General features: G+C 70.1%; 2 protein-coding genes (1 of these 2 only partly in view). Both read left to right on the top strand.

Features of this window, described 5'->3' with window-relative positions; all coding sequences use genetic code 11:
- The first annotated feature begins 8 nt into the window (after positions 1-8).
- Positions 9-1,388, top strand: a complete 1,380-nt coding sequence (locus tag ACIBO1_RS02775) for an EsaB/YukD family protein (RefSeq protein ID WP_396740920.1) — start codon at positions 9-11, stop codon at positions 1,386-1,388.
- A gap of 163 nt (positions 1,389-1,551) precedes the next feature.
- A protein-coding gene (locus ACIBO1_RS02770) for a hypothetical protein (RefSeq protein ID WP_396740918.1) crosses the window boundary here: on the top strand, positions 1,552-19,643 show its 5' portion. 13,303 nt of this gene lie beyond the right edge of the window; 18,092 of the gene's 31,395 nt are visible here — the first part of the coding sequence; its start codon is at positions 1,552-1,554; the stop codon falls past the right edge of the window.

Genomic DNA, 19,643 nt, shown 5'->3' with positions numbered 1-19,643 from the left:
GAGGACCGATGAGCGGCGAACGGAGCCGGATCACGGTGGTGGGCACCCGCCGCCGACTGGACGTGTCGGTGCCCTCCGGGGCGCCGGTCGGCGAGTACTCCGCCCGCCTGGCCGAGATGTGCGGCCAGGACCGGGCCGACGTGCTCCCGCCGGCCTGGTCCCTGGCGCCGGCCGGTCACCCGCCGTTGCCGCTGGACGCCACCCTGCTCGACGTCGGCGTGGTCGACGGCCAGGTGCTGTATCTCCGCGACGCGGCCCAGGAGCCGAACGACGCGCCGCTGGTGGAGGAGATCGAGGAACTCGTCGCCGACGAGACCCACCGGCATCGCCAGCAGCGGCTCCGGGGCGGGACGATCGTCCTCAGCCTGGGTCTGTTGTGGACGACGGTGGCCGCGATCACGGCGGGACTCCGGTTCGAGGGGGGCGCCGGCAGCGCCGCCGGGCTCGTCCTGGCCGGGTTGGGGCTGCTCGCCGGAGCGTGGAGCCTCACCCAGCACCGCGAGGTGGTGCCGGACTGGCTGCGGATGGCGGTCGCGTTGACCTCGGTGCCGTGCCTGGCGGCGGCCGGCATGCTGGTGACCCGGGTGCTGGGCGTGTCGGCGTACCGCTGGGACGGCGCGGTGTTCGGCGCCTGCCTGGCCGCGCTGATGGCGCTGGTGGTCATTCCGACGGCCGCGTTGGTCGTGGTGCAGTTGCACCTGACCGTCGGCTTGGCGCTGGTGTCCCTGATCCGGGCGCTGGACACCGACCGCGCCGGTGCCGCCGCGGTGGTCACCGTGACAGCGATGGGGATCATCGCGGTGGCCCGGCGGATCGCCGCCACCGTGGCGTCGTGGGGACAACGCCGACCACCCGACCAGACGGCCGCCCTGCCGGTCACGGTCGGCCTGGTCGACCGTTCCCACCGCCTGCTCTCGGTGGTGCTCGTCGGCCCGGCGTTGGCGTTGGCCGCAGCGCTCCCGGTGCTGGCCTGGAACGGCGGCGGCTGGGCGGTCGCGTTGACCGCCGTGGCGAGCATCGCGTTGATGGCCCGCTGTCGGCTCGTGGCGTTCTCCGCCGAACTGCTCCTACTCGGCATCGCCGCGCTGGTCGGCTGCTTCAGCCTGATCCTCGCGGTCGTCGGGATGTTCGGCGCGGGTCCCGGCGCGACCCTGGTCGTGTTGGTGCTGGCCGGGCTCGGCGTCGCCGGAGCCGGGGTGGCGCTGAGCCTGCTGCGCCCCTCGTCCCCCGAGCCGCCGAGGGACGGGCCGATGGTGCACCCCTCGGCACGTCGCCGCAGCCGGGCCGAGGTGTTCGGCGTGATCACCAGTCTGCTCATGGTGCCGTTGGCGCTGGGCGTGCTCGGCGCCTTCCGACACATGGTCGAGGTGGGTCGCAACATCTTCTGACTCCGTGGGGACGAGACCACGGCCCGAATGGGGACTTTCGGGCATCCCGCTTCGGGGTGCCATCGTGTACGACGGGTGCGGCGTGACGCAGTGGCGGCGACCCGTATGAAGTGGCGACAAGGCGAGGTATCGGGTGCCCGGCGGCGACGGTTGCAAGGAGATCATGGCCGTTCCGGGTCGATTCGTGCTCACCGGCGCGATGACCCAGACGGCGCACCTGGTCGCCCAGGCGGTCGCGGTCGCCACCCCGGCGCCGGACGATGGCACGCTGATCCACCTGATCGAGGAGACGCCGCGCTCCGCAGTCGGCCTGGACTACCTGCGTGGACAGCCGTTCCCCGACGCGCTGGTGCTGGTGCCGTGGGACCTCGACCGCTGGGCCACCGGGGGGCAGCCGCTCCCGGACGACCCGGAGGGCCTCGGTAACCTCGCCGACCTTTACCGCCTCCAGGTGCAGGTGCCGGTGGGCGAGGCCCGTGCACCGCAACTGGTACCGGTGGACGCGCGCGGCCGGGAGGCGTCGTGGGACGACGCCACGTCGGTACGGGTGCTGCCGTGGTCACACGTGGCCGGGCGGGCAGCGCTGCAGAGCGCGTACGGACGGATCAGGGCCGGGGAGAAGCCGGGCCGCCCGCGGGTCGACGCCCTGTTGGCGGACCTGGCGGAGATCCAACGGGCGCTGCGGGACACGATTCCGCCCGGGAGTCTGGCCGCTGCCGTGCACCTGGCCCGGACGGGCAACGAGGCCGACGCGGAGACCCTGGCCCGGAAGGTGCTGCCGGTCGCCGCCTCGGACCTGCCGGATCTGGTCGGCGGCACCACGGAGCCGATCGCCGCCGACGTGCTCCTCGATGCCCTGCGCAACAACCCGGACTCGGCCGCGCTGGTGTCGTTCCTGGCACCCAACGGCGGGCCGACGGTGGCGTGGCTGCTGCCGGACGGCGAGGACGTGCTCTGGATCGGGTCGCCGGAGTCGGACGGAGCGCCGATCGTCACCCGGCTCACCGACGACTGGCGGATGGTGGCGCTACGCGATGCCACCACCACCGCGCTGCCGGTCGGCACGGATGGCCGACCGGTCCGCGTGGACGACGACACCCCGCTCGCACCTGCCGTGTCCGGCGAGACTGGCGAAGAGTGGGCGGATCATCCGCCGGTGGTCGGACAGCGCTCCGCAGAGCTGGAGGCGCGCCTGGCCGAGATGCGGCGCACGTTCATCGAAACAGGCACCGAGCTCTGGGAGTTGCGCTCCGCAACGACTGCCATAGACCATGGCCGGGACGCCGAGGAACCGGCTGCCTCCTCCGGGACTGCCGACCTGGCCGCACGGGAGTGGGAGATCGCTGCCGAGGTCGATCGTCAGCGGACGCGAATCGCCGAGCTGACCAAGATCACTAAGCATGAGCCGATCGAGGAGACGCCGGACGGCGTCCTGCACAGCCACGTCTGGGTGCGGCAGGCGGTGGAGGGGCGCGCCGGATACGTCCGAATCCCAGTGCGCGTCGACGAGGCGGGCGTGCGTAGCAGACACCCGGACACGGGTGCCCTGACCGGTGAGTTCCACCTGGACCGGGGGGAGTGGTTGCGCCCGTTGCGTGGCGGTGGTCCTGGCCTGGCCCCGGCGTGGGGATCCCCGGTCGGCCCTTCCGCGACAGCCGGACCGGTCGATGCCAGTCCCGCCGCCAGCGCCTCGGGGACGACGCTGCGCAGGTTGTTGGATGGCATGCCGCAGCAGTACCGGCCAAGCCATCGGTCGGACTGGACAGCCACCCCGCTGTTCGCCGTCGTCGCACTACCGCCCGAGGTGGCCTTCACGATCGGTCTGGAGGCGAGGACGACCGAGGACCACGCTGGTGTGCACGTGCTGCGGCCCGTGCTCGACGGGTCCGCCGGAATGGCCAACGGGCTGGTGGGATTCGGAGTGGGGCGACTTCCCCGGATCCCGCTGGACGGCGACGTCATTTATGCCGCCCTTGCTCAGGGCGGTATTGACGTATCGGCGAGCCCGGCCTTGGCGGCGGTTTCCCCATCGGTACCCGAGGTGCTGGGTCAGGTAACGGGTAACAACGTGCTCGCCGCGTGGCGGGTGTCCGTCGACGCGTCCGGTGCGGTCCGCTTGGGGCCGGTACGGCCCAACCCGTTGGTCGATGTCCGTGACGAGACCGGTGCGACGGTCGGACTCCCCGACGTCGACCGGCTGGACGCCGAGATCGTCGAACTCCTTCACGTGATGGTGGCCCAGCAGGGCGTAGCGCTGGGCCGAGGACAGGACGATCCGGTCCGGCCGGCGAACTATCGGTCTTTCTGGTCGATGGATCCGGACTACTGGGCGGAGGTGCGTGGCCAGGTCCGGGACAACGTCGCAGCCTTCTCCGACGAAGTCGACGTGATTCGACAACAGGGGGCATGGCAGGAACTCGCCGACCGCTTCGCCGAACGGCTCCGTGCTCCGAGAATCGAAGTGCTGCTCCTCGACATCGACGGCCAGGGGTCCTTCGATCCGAATAGCTGGATCATGCATGTCGGTCGGAGAGGTCCGCTCGACCAACGGCTGACCACGTTCATTCACGAGTCCTTTCACGTCGAGCAGCATCTGGTCATGTTCGGAGCGGTTGCGCGGTCCACGAACGACTTCGCCGTTCTTCGGGCCATGGTGTCGCAGCCCAGCATCGCCGGGTCGCTGTGGAGGCATCCCCTTCCGGTGGAGGACCCGCGTTACGACGCGGCCATCCGTACTCTGTGGGACAAGAAGGTGGTGGACCGCGAGGGCGGCACCATCTTCATGGCGCGGAACTCCGCCTCCGCTGCTCTCAGCAGGGCCAAGCAAAGGTTGGCAACGGCCGATGCCGGGTTCAACCCGGTGGTGCGGGACCGCCTCGCCGCCGACCTGACTCGTTCGTATCGCCTGTGGCTGGAGCGGACCGTGCGCGCTCTGGCGCGTCCGATGGAGATCCCGGCGTACGTGGTGGAGCGGGCCTTCACCACGGGAGGGTCCGTCCGTGACTGGCAACGGGTCCACCCTGAGGCGCCGCGCCTGCCCGGATACCGGGCCGAGACGAACGCGGCCGGTGCCCACCTGTGGCCGGAACACGTCGAGCGGCTGGAGGACCAGGCCCGACTCGTTCATCCGGCGCGCCCGCAGATCGTCGTCGAGGTGGGCGATACCGGAAACGCCGCGTCGGTCCTGTCGCAAGCGGCGGAGGTGCTTCCCTCGTCGGCGATGGTGGTCCTGGTGACACCGCATCGGCTGAGCCCGGAGGAGGCCGTCGAGCTGGCCGGACTCCTCGCCGACGACCAGGTGCTGGCCGTCGGCGCTGCTACGGCCACTCCCCCCGCCGGCGATGATCGGCTGATCGAACACTTCGTCGGTCACTCACCCTGGCACGACGTGTCGATGATCCCCTTCGCAGCCTATTTCACCGTGCATCGTGTTCCACAAGCTCCCGAGATCGTGGGCTCCGGGCTACCACAGATGTCCAGCCTCGGTGGTGGGACGTTCGACGTCTTGGGGTGGCAGGCGGTCCCGGTCGGTGACAACCTTTTTGTTCGCCCGGCGGACGAATCGCCGCAGGCGCAACCGGTCCCAGCCGATGCTGCGGCCGGGGTACCCCGCCTGGTCGTCGGGGTCCCGGGTCGCGACACCCCGTGGGGTGTGGTCCAGGTTGCGAACGCACTGGTCGACTACCTCACCGGAGTGCCGAACGCCGCGTCGGATCCACGCCTTCTCCAGGTTCACCGACCTGTCGTCGAGGCACCTCCGTTGCCCGGGCTCTCGATCGAGCCGGAGCCGAACGCACCGGGCTGGACGGACCGGTTGCCCTCGCTGATCTTCGGCGCGGACATCGACCGCAACGAGCCGCGGATCGACGCGTCGGCAGGAGACGTCGGTCTCGACCGGCATCTGCTGACGTACGCCCTGATCGGTGCAGTGGACGCCCGGCCGGCGGAGGTGATGCCCGAACAGCTTGTCGTCGCGATCGACGAGTTGACCGACCGGCTCAGCGTGACCCGGTCGGAGTTGCTGACGGTCGGCTACGTCACCGCCATGGCGTACGGCGTCGGTGGGGTGACCGAGCCACGTCTACGCCAGGCGCAGCGACTGCTCAGGGCACTGCTCGACACGGCCCCCGGCGTTCCCATGCCGGCCGGCGATCTCGCGGTCCGGTATCTGCTACAGGCGGTCGGCCACAACTCGGACGATCACGGTGACGTCACCGGTCTCCTACGGCTCTTCGAACTGGTCGAAGCGCGGCCCTCGGAGGGGACCGCCGTGAGCCTGACCATGGCCGAGCTGGCCGCCGCCTTCGACGACGACCGTCAGTGGCGGGAGAGCCCGGCGCTGTCGCCCCGGCGACTCGACTCCGGCGAGGAGACCTGGTGGCTGGGGCCACCGACCGAGCAGCACGAGGTGTCCGCGGTTCCCGGCCATATCGTCGTGGGATACGCGGCGAACACGGATCTCATGCCGGCGCAGATGCCGGTACCTGCCGGCGTCGCGGCCCTGGCGATGACCGCCGTGGCGGTCCGGGAACGCCTGCCGAGGCAGTGGGGACCAGATCCCCTTCCCCTGCTGCTGGTGCCGGTGACGTCCGAGTTGGTGGACGCCGACGGGCTGCGGACCGGCCTGGCTCGGCTTGATGATCGGGTGCGGCTCGGTCGGTTCCGCATGGAGCGTTTGAACCTGATGCTCGCGGAGCCGGTGATTCGTCCCGAGACGACGCCACAGGTGGCCGTGGGGTCGGCCCATCTCGCCGGAATGCGGCGCGAGCTGATGGCGCGGGCGGAGGAGTTGCGCAGACTGCGGTCGCGCCTGGAAGAAGCGAAGCGGGAGCGTGACCGGGCGGGCCAGGACCAGGTCCGAATGGCCGACGCGATCCGGCGGATAGCCGATCTGTCCACCCGTGAGTGGAACATCCAGGCCGACATCCACCATCGGCACAGTCGGATCGCCGAGTTGACCAGGCTCGTGGGCGACGGGCAGGTGACGGCGACGGCATCGGGCCTGACCAGCCACGCCAGCGTGCGGATCTCGGCATCGGACGGCCGGCTCGATTGGCTGCGGGTCCCGGTGTTCGTCGATGAGGCGGGGGTGCACAGCACCCACCCGGAGACAGGCGAGATCACCGGTGACCTTCGCCTGGTCGACGGTGAGTGGACGCCCCGACTCCTAGGCGGCGCGCCCGGCTCGTCGCAGCGACGGGTGGGTTCGTCGTCAGCTCGGCGGAGCAGGCCGGGATCATCGTCGGCGGCTAGGACGGCCGTGCCCGGTGCGACACCGAGTACTCCCGCCATCGTGGTGCCTGCCGGTTACACCGAGCAGAACCTGCGGCGGACCTTGCCCGACCGGTATGTCGAGAGCCGGCGGCCGGACTGGGAGACGAGACCGCTCTGGGCCTCCGTACCGATTCCGCCGGAGCTTGCCTTCACCACCGGCCTGCAGCAGCGCGTGACTCGCCACGGCGACCCGGGTGGTGTCCAGCCGGTGTTCGGCGGCACTGCGGGCATGGCGAACGGGCTGGTGGGCTTCGGCGTCGACCGGTTGCACCGGATGCCCGCAGACGGCGAGATGGTGTACGCCGTCGTGGCGTCCGGCGGTATCGACGTGTGGGGAAGCCCGGCCACGGCAGCGGCACCGCCGACGGCGCCCGACGTCCTGGGGCAGTTCCCCGGAAGCACCGTCGTGGCCGGATGGCTGGTCACGGTGGACCCGCACACCGGTCAGGTCATCCTGAGCCAGGCGGCGGCGAACCCCAACCTGGCGGTGCACCGGGAAGGTTCACCCGCAGCCACGTTGACGGCTCTGGACGGTGCGCTCGCTGCCATGCTCACCCGTCTCGCGGGAGATCGCGGCACGACGCTCACTCGCGGGAGTGCGGGGTGGACGCCGAGCAGGATGATCGAGGACTACGGGTTGCTGCGGGCGACGAACCCGGCCTACTGGGCGGAGCTGCGGCGTCTGGCCCGCAGCGACTACCGCGCCCTGGGCAGCGGGAGCGGGCAGCGCCGTGCCTGGCAGGAGGCCAGCGACCTGCTCTTCCGGCACCTCAACGCCGGCATCGACGGCATTCCCGCAGCCAGCACCGTCGTCACCGAGCTGGCGGGGACAGGCTCCTCAGCCCTGTTCGACGGGACAGGCTGGGCGGTGGAGGTCGGGGAGTCGGACTCCGTCGACGACCGGCTCGCGTTCTTTGCGCACGAGGGACTCCACGCCGAGCAGTATGCGCTGATGGGGCGGCTTGTCGCCGGTGCCAGCAATGACCCCGAGACACTGGACCTGGTCACCGGGGTCGCCGATGTGCGTGAGGCGCTGTGGGCACGGCCACTCGACCGCGGTGATCCACGCTATCCGTTGGCACTGCGCCTCTGGTGGCACCACCACTCGGAGCTGGATGGGCGCGTCCATGACGTACGCCGAGACGCGGCGCTGCTGCGCAGACGGACCGAAACCCAGGTGATCAAGGCCCTGGGAATGGGGCAGTTCAGTGCACCCGTGCGCCAGCTGCTGACAGCGCGGCTGGTCGGCCGGACGGCACGTCACTTCGAACTGGGTATTCTGCTGGTCCGGCTCGGGCTGGAAGGGCCGGCGTACCGCGCGGCTCTGGACTTCTCGACCGGCGGCTCGGTGCGGGACTGGCGGGAGGTCGCTGCTGCCGAGGTGCCGTCACTCGCCGGCTATCAGGTCGAGAGAAGCGAGGCCGGGAGCCACCTGTGGCCGGCGTCGGCCGAGCGGCAGGACTTCTCCCCACGGCTGGTGCACCAATCCCGCCCCACCGTCGTGGTGGAGTTGGGTCGAGCCGGGAACGCGCTGTCGCGTCTTGCCGACGTCGTGCCGCATCTGCCGGCGGATGCTCTGGTGACGGTGGTGACCTCTGCACCACTGACGCCGACTCAGGCGGTGGAGCTGGCCTCGACGGTCGGTGAGGGACAGATGGTGGCCGTCGCCGCCTCGTCCGGTCCTCGGATCGATCCGGCCGATCCACTGTTCGACCACTTCGTGCCGTACTCGCGGTGGCACGCACAGTCGATGAGCCTCTTCGCCGACTACTTCACCGTGCACCTCGAACCGCAACGACCTCTGCTCCGACTCAACTACGCGCTCAAGCCGCTCTACAACATCGGCGGCGGGGTCTTCATTCGGCAGGACCTGAGCGACTGGCAGATCAGGCCGGTGGGACAGACGCTCTGGGTGCGTGCCTCCGACGAGCCGGCCGGAACGTCGCCGGTTCCGGTGGAGCCCGATCTCGGCATGCCGAGGATCGTCGTCGGCGCTCCCGGTCGGGACACCCCCTGGGCAATCGTTCAGCTCGGGTTGCTGCTGGCCGAGCAGCTCACCGGTGTTCCGGACAGTCGCGGCATGCCGGATCTGGTGCAGATTCACCGGCCTGTCCTGGAGCCACCCGAGCTGAACGACCTGACCCCCGTCGAGACCGCCGCTCCATTCACCCGGCAGCTCCTGTTCAGCGCCTTCGGTGAGCACGGTGTCGACGATCCGAGGCTCACCCACACGTCGAAGATCGACGACCTCGACATCGACCCGTACGCGCTCACGGCTGCTCTGGTGGGTGCGGTGGAACCGGCACCGCAGGCGATGTCGGAGCACCACTTGGTCGAGGTGTTGACCGGGTTGGCCGCCCGGCTCGGCGTGACCCGCGAGGAACTGCTGCCGGTGGGTTTTGTCACGGCCTTCGCCTACGGCATCGGTCATGTGACCGTGCCGCGCCTGGCCGTGGTGACGCGGGCTCTCTTGGCCCTGCCCGGCCAGGGGAGGGAACAGCCGGACGAGAGTCGGATCCTGAACAGTTTCCGCAGCCTGGTGCCGGACGACAACGAGCGTCGTGCCAAGCAGGAACTCATGCGGCTGCTGGAGTGGCTCGGACATCCGGGCACGACCTTGCCGCCCGAGGGACTGACCTCCGAGTACCTGCAACAGGTCGTCGGCGAGGACCGGAGTGGGATCGACCAGTTGCTGTCGGGGCGTACGCCGGACGGCAGCGGGGTCTGGTGGTTGGGGCCGGTGGTGCAGCGGCACCTCGTCGCTCCCGTCGAGGGCACCCTCGTGCTCGCGTACGCGGCTGGTGCTGATCTTCTGCCGGTGGGGCTGCCGGTCCCCGGGGGTGCTGCGCTGCTGGTGCGGGTGGGCAACCTGATGCGGCAGAGGCTACCCGAGCAGGAGTGGGACAAGCCGGTGTTGTTCGTGCCGGTGACCTCTGCCCCGACCGAGAACGACCAGCTACGGGCCGAGCTGACGGAGACGCGGAACCGGCTCGGCTACCCGGTAGCGATGGCCGAGCCGCTCGTCACCACTGCCGACCAGATCGATGCGGCTTCCGGCCCGATGGACCTCGACGAGAGCGTGGCCGGGCCGGCGACCGGGCAGCAGCCCGAGAACGCCGGTCAGGTGCGCCTTGCCACGATGCGTGACCACCTCACCAGGTGGGCGGCGCATCTGGTGCGCCTGCGTGCGGACGGTACGGGCGCTGACGTGTCGGCGCAGGTGGCGCAGGCCCAGTCGGAGATCGACCGGTTGCGGGAGCGCATCACCGAGTTGACCGCGATCGTGGCTCATGCTCCGGTGTCGGCGTCGGGCGGGGGGCTTCTCGGTTGGGTCGGCATGCGGCAGTGGGTGGACGGCCGAATGCATCAGGTCCACATCCCGATCACCTTCGACGACTCGGGAGTGCACGGCCTGCATCCGGAGACCGGTGAACGGACCGGTGACCTCCGTCTGGTCAACGGTGAGTGGACGCGTCGGCTATTGGGCGGCGCACCGGGATCGTCCTCGGTGGGGACGGTGGCGTCAGATTCGGCACCGGACGTTCCCGCCATCGTGGTGCCTGCGGGGCTCACCGAGAAGCAACTACGTAGGGAATGGCCCGACTGGTATGCCGAGAGCCAGCGGCCGGAATGGACGACGGAGACGCTCTGGGCTGCCGTGCCGATCCCGCCGGAGCTTGCCTTCACCATCGGCCTACAGCAACGGGTAGTCGACACTCCGGACGGCATCATGCCGGTGTTCGACGGCACTGCGGGCATGGCGGACGGGTGGGTGGGCTTCGGCATCGACCGGTTGCACCGGATGCCGGCCGACGGCGAGATGGTGTACGCCGTGGTGGCGCGCGGTGGCATCGACGTGTGGAACAGCCGGGCCACCGCAGGGGCGTCACCGACCACCGCACCCGACCTCCTGGGTCAGTTTGCGGGAGAGAACGTCGTCGCCGGGTGGCGGGTCTCGGTGGACCCGGACACCGGGGTCACCTTGCACCAGGTGGCAAGGAACCCCGACTTCTCGGTTCGCGACAGGGACGAGTACGTCTCCGGGGGCTCCGCTCCTGACCTGGCCGATCTCGATGGTTCGCTGGCCGCCATGCTCGGCGACCTCGCGACAGACCGTGGTGCGACGCTGGTTCGCGGGGGTGAGGAGTGGAAGCCGGGCAGGGTCGCCGACGACTACGAGTCGCATCGCGCGGTGAGCCGGGCCTACTGGGCCGATCTGCGGCGGCAGGCCCGGGAGGAGTACGACACCCTGGGTGCCAGGCGCGGCCAGACAGCAGCCTGGCAGCGTCAGAGCGACCTGCTCTTCGAACATCTCGGTATCGGCACCCCTTATGGCTTTTCGTCGACCGTCACCGAAGTCAGGGACATGTCGGGCGAGGACAGTCATGCCGCCTTCCACGGCATGAGCTGGTCCATGTCGCTCCCACGGCCGGAGTCCGTCGACGAGAAGCTCAGGCTCCTGTCGCACGAGGGGGTTCATGCCGAGCAGCGGGTGCTGATGGGCCGGCTGGTGGCCGGTGCCACCAACGACCCCAGGGTCATGGATCAGATCACCATGGTCGACCCCGTGCGCGACGATCTGTGGGACCAGCCACTTTCGCACGACGATCCCCGCTATCCGTTGGCATTGCACCTGTGGTGGCTGAACCGCCGGGGCCTGGACGAGGAACTCCACCGCGAGGCCGAGCAGGCAGTGACGCTGGCTGTCCGGAGCTCGGACCAGGCAGTCAAAGTCCGAAAGATCGAGCAGTTCAGTCCGTCCGTGCGGGAACTGCTGGAAGCGCGGAGGATCCTCCGGGCGGCCCCTGCGTCCCTACTGCACATGATGATCGTCCGGCTCGGTCTGGAAGGTCCGGCGTACCGGGCGAGTCTGGAGTTCCCGGCCGAGGGCTCCGTACGGGACTGGGAGCAAGTCTCGTCCGCCCTGGTGCCGCCGATCTCCGGCTACCAGGCCCGGACGAGCGAGGTCGGCACCCACCTGTGGCGGGAACGACAGGAGCCGCAGGACAGCGTCGCGCGACTGGTCCACCATTCCCGCCCGATCGTGGTGGCGGAGGTGGGCCGCGCCGAGGACGCACTGTCGCGTCTTGCCGGCATCGTGCCTCACCTGCCGGCGGACGCCCTGGTGGAGGTGGCGACCTCCGGCCCTCTGACGCCGACTCAGGCGGTGGAGCTGGCGGCGACGGTCGGCGCGGGTCAGACGCTGGCTCTCTCCGTCCCGGCCGGCTTCCAGATCGATCCGGCCGACCCGCTGTTCGACCACTTCGTCCCGTACTCGCGGTGGCACACACAGTCGATGAGCCTCTTCGCCGACTACGTCACCGTGCACACGGAACCGCAACGGCCCACGTTCGACCTCGGGGTTCCGGTCGCAGATCTGACCAATCGCGGACGTGGTGTCTTTCATCGGCCGAACCAGGAGGACTGGCGGATCAGGCCGGTGGGGCGGACGCTCTGGGTGCACGCCACCGATGAGCCCTCGGCGGCGGTGCCAGTGGCGGTGGAGCCCGATCGCGGCATGCCGAGGATCATCGTCGGCACTCCCGACCGGGACACCCCGTGGGAGATCGCGCAGCTCGGACTGTTGCTGGCCGAGCGGCTCATGGCCATCCCGGACGGTCGCGTCGACCCGGATCTGGTGCAGATCCACCGGCCCGTCCTCGAACCACCCGAGCAGGTCGACCTGACCGCTGGCGACGCTGCCGAGCCGTGGACCAGACAACTTGTGATCAGCGCCTTCGGCGAGCGCGCCGTCGACGATCCGCAGCTCACGCACATATCGGACAGGAACGACTTCGACCTGGACCCGTACGTGCTGACGGCAGCCCTGGTGGACGCGGTGGAAGCGGCACCACAGGCGTTGTCGGAGGTCCAACTCGTCGAGGTGCTGGACGGCCTCGCCACCAGGCTCGGCGTCACCCGTGCGGAACTGCTTCCGGTGGGCTTCGCCATGGCGTACGCCTTCGGTATCGGCCATGTCACCGTGCCACGCCTGGCCCTGGTGACGCGGGCCCTGCGGAACGTGAACGGCTACCGGTCCTACCTCGATTTCGGTGACGGTTACGAGTCGAACACGCCCTGGTCCACCGGTGGGCCGATCGAGAGTTGGCTCATCCGGGACTTCCACGAACTGGTGCCGGAGGGCGACGAGCGTCGCGCCAAGCAGGAGCTCGCCCGACTCCTGGAATGGCTCACCCATCCGGACACGACCTGGCCCGCCGAGGGACTGACCTCCGAGTACGTGCAGCAGGTCGTCGGTCAGGACACGAGCTGGGTCGACCAGGTGCTGTCGGGGCGTACGCCGGATGGCAGTGGGGTCTGGTGGTTGGGGCCGGTGGGCCGGCGGGATCTCGTCGCTCCGGTCGAGGGTGCGCTCGTGCTCGCGTACGCGGCCGATCCTGATCTTCTGCCGGTGGGGTTGTCGGTCCCGGGGGGCGCGGCGCTGCTGGTGCGGGTGGGTCAACTGATGCGGCGGCAGCTACCGGTGGAGGAGCGGGGCAAGCCGGTCCTGTTCGTGCCGGTTACCTCTGCGCCAGCCGAGAGCGACCGGCTGCGGGCCGAGTTGACGGAGTGGGAGAACCGGCTGGGCTTCGGCGTGACGATGGCCGAGCCGGTCGTTGCCACCGTGCCGGGTGATGCGGCTTCCGGCCCGGCGGACCCCCACGAGAGCGTGGCCGGGCCGGCGACCGGGCAGCAGCCCGAGGATGTCGGTCAGGTGCGCCTGGCCTCGCTGCGGGACCTTCTCATCCGGCGGGCGGAGGATCTGACGCGGCTGCGTGCGGACGGTGCGGGCGCTGGCGCGTCGGCTGAGGTGGCGCAGGTCCAGTCGGAGATCGACCGGTTGCGGGAGCGCATCACCGAACTGACCGCGATCGTGGCCCATGCCCCGGTGGCGGCATCGAATGAAGGACTTCGCGGTCGAGTCACCGTACGGCAGTGGGTGGACGGCCGCACGGATCGGGTCGACATCCCGGTCACCTTCGACGACTCGGGAGTGCACGGCCTGCATCCGGAGACCGGTGAACGGACCGGTGACCTCCGTCTGGTCAACGGTGAGTGGACGCGTCGGCTGTTGGGCGGCGCGCCAGGCTCGTCGGGGCGGCGGGTGGCGTCTGGGTCCGCGTCGGCACGGTCTGCGTCCGGATCTGCGCCGAGTGCGCCCACGGCCCCCTGGGTGCCGTCCGGGCTGACGGTCGAGGCTCTGCTGCGCAGTCGGCCCGACCTGTATCGGGAGAGACTGCCGTCGGACTGGGCGACGCAGATTCTCTGGGCCTCCGTCGCGATACCACCACAGTTGGGCTTCACCACAGGTCTACAGCGGCGGGTGAGCCGTCGTGACGATCCGAATGACATGCAGTCGGTGTTCGACGGTGCCGAGGGCATGGCGAACGGACTGGTGGCGTTCGGTGCAGGCCGGTTGCACCGGATGCCGGCCGATGGTGAGACGGTGTACGCGGTCGTGGCGGACGGCGGTGTGGACGTCCGGAACAGCCCCGGGCTCGCGGGGGTGTCTCCGACCGGGCTCGACGTGCTGGGCCAGTTCGTCGGGGCGAATGTCGTCGCCGAGTGGCAGGTAGCGGTCGACTCGGAAACCGGCACGGTCGCACTGGGACCGGTGGTCGCGAATCCGTTCTTCGAGGTGCGGGACCAGTACGGAGAACCGGTGACGGCTCCCGATCCGGACGGTCTGGACACCGCTCTCTCCTCGATGCTCGGTGACCTGGCTGCGACGCAGGGAATGACGCTCACTCTGGATGGCGGTCCGGAGTGGAGCCCGAGTCTGACCGCTGGTGATCAGACCCTACGGACCACCGACCCGATGTACTGGGACGATCTGCGGCGTCACGCGCGAAGTCGCTATCGCACCCTGACCGGCCAGCGTGGGACGGATCGACAGCAGCGCGCCTGGCAGGAGCTGATCGACCAGCTGACGACCACACTGAACCGCAATGCGGACAGAGCGGGTCGCATGCCTTCCATCGACTTCGTTCCGGAACCTTCCGGCAGCGAGTATGAGGGCAGCTTCTCTTCCTACGCGTGGTCGATGGCCCTACGGCTGGATCGCGCCGTCGACGATGTGCACGAGACGTTCGTCCACGAGGGTGTGCATGCCGAGCAGTACATGCTGGCGGCCCGACTGGCCGCAGGATGGAGCAACTCTGCCGAAGCTCTCCGGCTGGTCACGGATCGCAGCGATGTGTCGGAGAAGTGGTGGCGGCATCCGCTCTCGCCCGATGATCCGCGCTATGCCGTTGCGTTGGACGCCTGGTGGCATTTCAACGTCGATTTGACGGCGAACTATGGATCGATGTTCACGGTCGCGAAGCAGGCGGTGAGGGCAGGACTGTTCTCGCTCGAGAGGGCGGACGCCCCTGGCTTCAGTCAGTCGGTGGCCGATCTGCTGCGCAGTCGGCTGTATCGGGACGCCTACTGGGCGAACGTGTTGCACATGCTTGTCTCCCACGTCGGAGTCGAGGCGCCGGCATATCAGGCGGCGAGGATCTATGCAAGCGGCGGCTCGGTGCGGGACTGGCGTGCGGTCTCCGAGGCGAAGGTGCCGCGAATCTCCGGTTACCAGGCGGAGGGCAGCCCATCCGGGACGCACCTGTGGTCGACCTCGCGTTCGCCGCGAGATGACGGCGAGCGATTCGCACATCCCTCTCGTCCGGTCGTGGTGGTGGAGATCGGTCGTGCCGCGACGGCTGCTGAGAAACTGACCGCTCTGGCGAGGCGGCTCCCGGAGACCGCAATGGTCGAGTTGGTGACCAGGGACCAGCTCACGCCGACACAGGCGGTGGAATTGGCGGGACTTGTCGGGGCGGAGCGTGTCCTGGCGATCCGCGCCACACCGGATTTCTCGATCACCCCTGGAGAAGCCCTCTTCGACCACTTCGTGCCGTACCTGTCGTGGCACAAGCAGTCGATGAGTCCCTTCGCCCATTACTACACCGTGCACCGTGACGCCCAATTCCCGAACATGCGGGAATTGCCCGGCATACCACACCTGATCAATCTCGGCGGCGGTGTCTTCGAGCGGGAGCGCCAGCCGGACTGGCAGATCGTCACGGTGGGCGAGACGCTGTGGATCCGTCCTCCGGATTCCGCCGACACGGCGAGCCCGGTCGCGACGAATGCCGAAGACGGCCTACCGAGGATCGTCGTCGGCAGTCCGGACCGGGAGACGCCGTGGGCGGTGGTCCAGTTCGGGTACGCGTTTGCCGAATACCTGACCGGCAGAGTCGACGCCAGGTCCGATGCGAGCCTCGTGCAGGTGCACTGGCCGGCACCACGGCGACCCGAACTGAGTGAGATGCCGCAGGACGGGGGTGTGGCGCCCTGGGACGCTGATCTGCTCGGCATTGCCTTCGGCGACGAGCTCTATGGCTCCGAATATCGATACGAGTCGACACAATCCGATGTCGCTATCGACGAGTATCTGCTGACTGCGGCTCTCGTGGGGGCGGAGCAACCCCAGACGGACGGGCTGACGCGAGCGGAGATCGTCAACATTCTGCACCGGCTCGCCGGTCAGCTCGGGGTGACTCGCAGGGAGCTGCTGCCGATCGGTCACGTGGCGGCGCTTGCGTACGGCATCGGTCATGTCACCGTGCCTCGGCTGTTCGCCGTGACGCAGACCCTGCGCGCCCTGCCTCGGCTGGACGATGATCCGATTGGTCACTACGAGGTCTCGCAGCTCCGCGAGCTGGTGGACACCACAGACGATCGCAAGATGAAGGAGCGGCTCGCCCGACTGATCGAGTGGAGCGAGGGGCTGGGCCCGAGTTGGTCTGCCAACGGCCTCACCGAGGACCTCGTCGAGTCGGCGGTCGACAGCGACGACATGTGGATTGACGAGATGTTGTCCCGCCCCGGGCCGTCCCTCAGTGGCGGCGTGTGGTGGATCGGTTCGTCGGTGACCCCACGCCTGGTTTCTCCGGTCGCGGGGTCGCTCGTGGTCGCGTACGCGGCCGACAGCAGCCTGATGCCGGTGGAGCTGCCGGTGCCGGGCGGAGCCGCGTTGCTCGCGAAGTTGGTCAGGCGGCTGCGGCGCGAGGTTCCCCGTTCCGAGCGGCGGAAGCCGGTCCTGCTGGTACCGGTCACGGCCGGGCCGGTACGGACCGACGTGTGGCGGTCCGGGCTGACCGAGCTCAGCGATCGGCTGTCTCTCGACGCGACGATGGCCGAGCCGGTCGTCCTGGATCCGACCGGCGTCGACGCGGCATTCGCGCAGATGAACCTGGACGAGACAGCGGCCACGGTGGGGCGGCCTTACGGCTGGCGAGCCACGGACGGGTCGATGGTGCCGGACTATCCGTCGGAGTGGACCGGCAGCCCGGTGGATCCCGAGGAGGAGCCGGTATCGATCGCGCCGCCGCCCGTTCCCGGCCGGACGAACGGGGTCGAGGACGAGCTGGTCGTGACCCGGGCGCAGGCGCGGCTGGTCAGTTGGGCGGTGCCGGACCGGCTCGTCGAGCTGCGGCGGTTGGCCGACGAGGGCCGTCCGGGTGCCGGCGAGGCGTTGGCCGACCTGGAGACGTACCGCGAGGTGTTGGCGCAGACCACCGCACCGGATCAGCAACAGTCCGACAGCGTGCGGTGGGACGTCGCGGCGGTGGCGCGCGCCTACCGGGTCGTGCACGCCCGGCTGACGGCGTTGGCGTCGGCGCTGGACCTACCGCATCTGTCGCCACCTGGCCCACCTTCCGTCGCGGCCGACGACGGCACCGTGCCGGTCGACGCGGTGCCCGTGCCGGCCTTCCCGGTGGAACTGGTGCCGCCCGGGTCCGAGAAGGCACCCGGGTCCGAGAAGGCACCCGGTCCCAAGAAGGCACCCACGATCGCCGACCTGGTGGCCGACCCGGCGACGCGGGCGTGGCTGACCTCGAACACCATCCCACCCCACCAGGTCGCGCGACTGGTGACCGACGGCCGGCTGCGCTTCGACCCGGGACAGGTCGACCAGGTGGTGCGGATGCTGGGCGAGGGGGCCGACGCTCGGCAACTGGTCGACCTGGTCGAGGTCCTCGGCGCGGTGCCGCTGGACCTGCGGGAACGGTCCGAGGCGGCGGGGCTCGCCGGGCCCGGTCCGCTGTTCGGTGTGGTCCGTGAACTCGCGGTGTCCCCCGCAGACGTGGCGGCGCTCGGCGATGTGCTGGCCCGGGTCGCGGACGGCTCGTCGGCGGTCGAACCGAACGAGGGCACCTGGGTCGACCGGCTCCGGCCGGCACTGGCCGACGCGGGGGTCCGCACCAACAGCGACCTGGTGTGGCTGATGCGGCTGACCCGCCGGATGGACCTGGCCCCCGCCGACCGCAGGTGGTTGGGCGAGCTGCGCGACCTCGGGGTACCGCTGGAGCTGCTGCACGAGCTGCCCGACGAGTACGCCCGGGCGGCGCTGGACGGCCGGCGTCGGGCTGACACCGGTCTGGCGGGGCTGGTCGCCGACACCGGCCTCGGCGGCCCGGCCGCGTTGGAGGCGGCGGCCGAGCGACTCGGCGTACCCCCGGTCGACCTGGCCCTGGCCCTCGGCGACCGGCTGCGGGCGGCCGTGTCCGATGGTCCACCGCTGTCGGGCGCGGGGCCGGACGACCTCCGGGAGCAGGGGCAGCAGGTCGCCGACCGCCTCCTGGCCCAGGTCGCGCCGACCGGACCCGGACTCGACCGCTGGGTGCGCTGGAGTGCGCGGCTCGGATTCCCGGTGGACCGGCTCCGCCCGCTGGCCGAGATTCCGATGCTCGAAGGTCTCATCTGGGAGGCCCTGGGCGACGTGCCCGGGGGCCGCGTCGCCGAGGTTCTCGTACCGTTGGTGCCGGAGGTGGCAGCCCCGGCGCCGATCGCTGCCCAGCACACCACCGTGCCCACCCCGGACGAGTTGGCCGCGTGGTCGGCACGACTCGGTGTGCCCGACTACTACCTGCGGCGGGTGCTGGTCATGCCCGGCGTCGACGGGCGAGCGCTGCCGGCGTTGGCCGACCGCCTCGCGTTGCCCCCCGACCAAGCCGCCGCACTGGTCCGGCTGGTCGAGGTCACCGGTCGGGTGTCCGCCGACGACCTGCTCATGTTCGCCTACCGGTTGGGCGTGCCGGAGGGTCCCTATCTGCTGGTCTGGCTCGCCAGCTACTGGGAGATCCATCCGCGCAGGCTGATGCCGTTGCGTCCGCTGTTCGCCCGGATCGCGCAGATGCCCAGTCAGGGGCGACCGTCGATGCAGCAGATCGAGGAGCTGGTCGGTCGTTGGGCGGACCCGGGCCGCACGGGCGCGGAGTACCACGCAGAGCCCGCCGCCGACCTCACGGACGGACTGCTGCTCGACCGCCACGACACCTTCGACGCCGACGACGACCAGTTCCTGAGGTGGACCACCGCTGAGGAGGCGGCGGCCGTACGCGGACCCGGGGCCGACACCCGGACCGCAACTGGCAACGACGACGAGTCGGACCGCAGCTCGTCGTCGGAGTCGCACCACTTCTCCAGCTTTTCGTCCTTCGCGGGCGATCGCGAGCAGGAGGTGCAGCCACCGAGCCTGGCCGCGCTCGTTTACAGCGGCCGCTCGACCTGGACCAGGGCGGACGGTGCCGGCCGGAGCCGCCGGAACGCCTCCGCACTGTTCTGGGCAGCCGGTCTCGGGTCAGGCCCGGAGGGGGCCGGGCTGGCGGTCCTGGACCGCCTCCGGACGTTCGTGCCGACGGCTGTCCACGATCGTCGCGACAAACTGCGTCGGTGGGCGGAGATCAGTTTCGTCGACGCCGAGGAACTGTGGCAGGACACCGAGAAGGTCGCCGCCGACCCTGATCTGGGAACGCTGACCCGGCAGGCGACGATCGTCGCCTCGGCGGCGACGGCGGCAGTACCCGCGCTGACCCGTGACATCACCTCACCCGACGTGGCGGAGGTGGTTCGGGGAGCCGTCCAGGCCGCCGACGCCGTGGTCGAAGCCGTACGCGCCTGGACCGATCGGCACGCCGACCGGCCGATACCGTC

The organism is Micromonospora sp. NPDC049903 (assembly GCF_044460945.1).
Taxonomy (GTDB): Bacteria; Actinomycetota; Actinomycetes; order Mycobacteriales; family Micromonosporaceae; genus Micromonospora.
The sequence above is the reverse complement of the archived record's forward strand: the minus strand, read 5'-3'. Positions and strand labels throughout refer to the sequence as shown.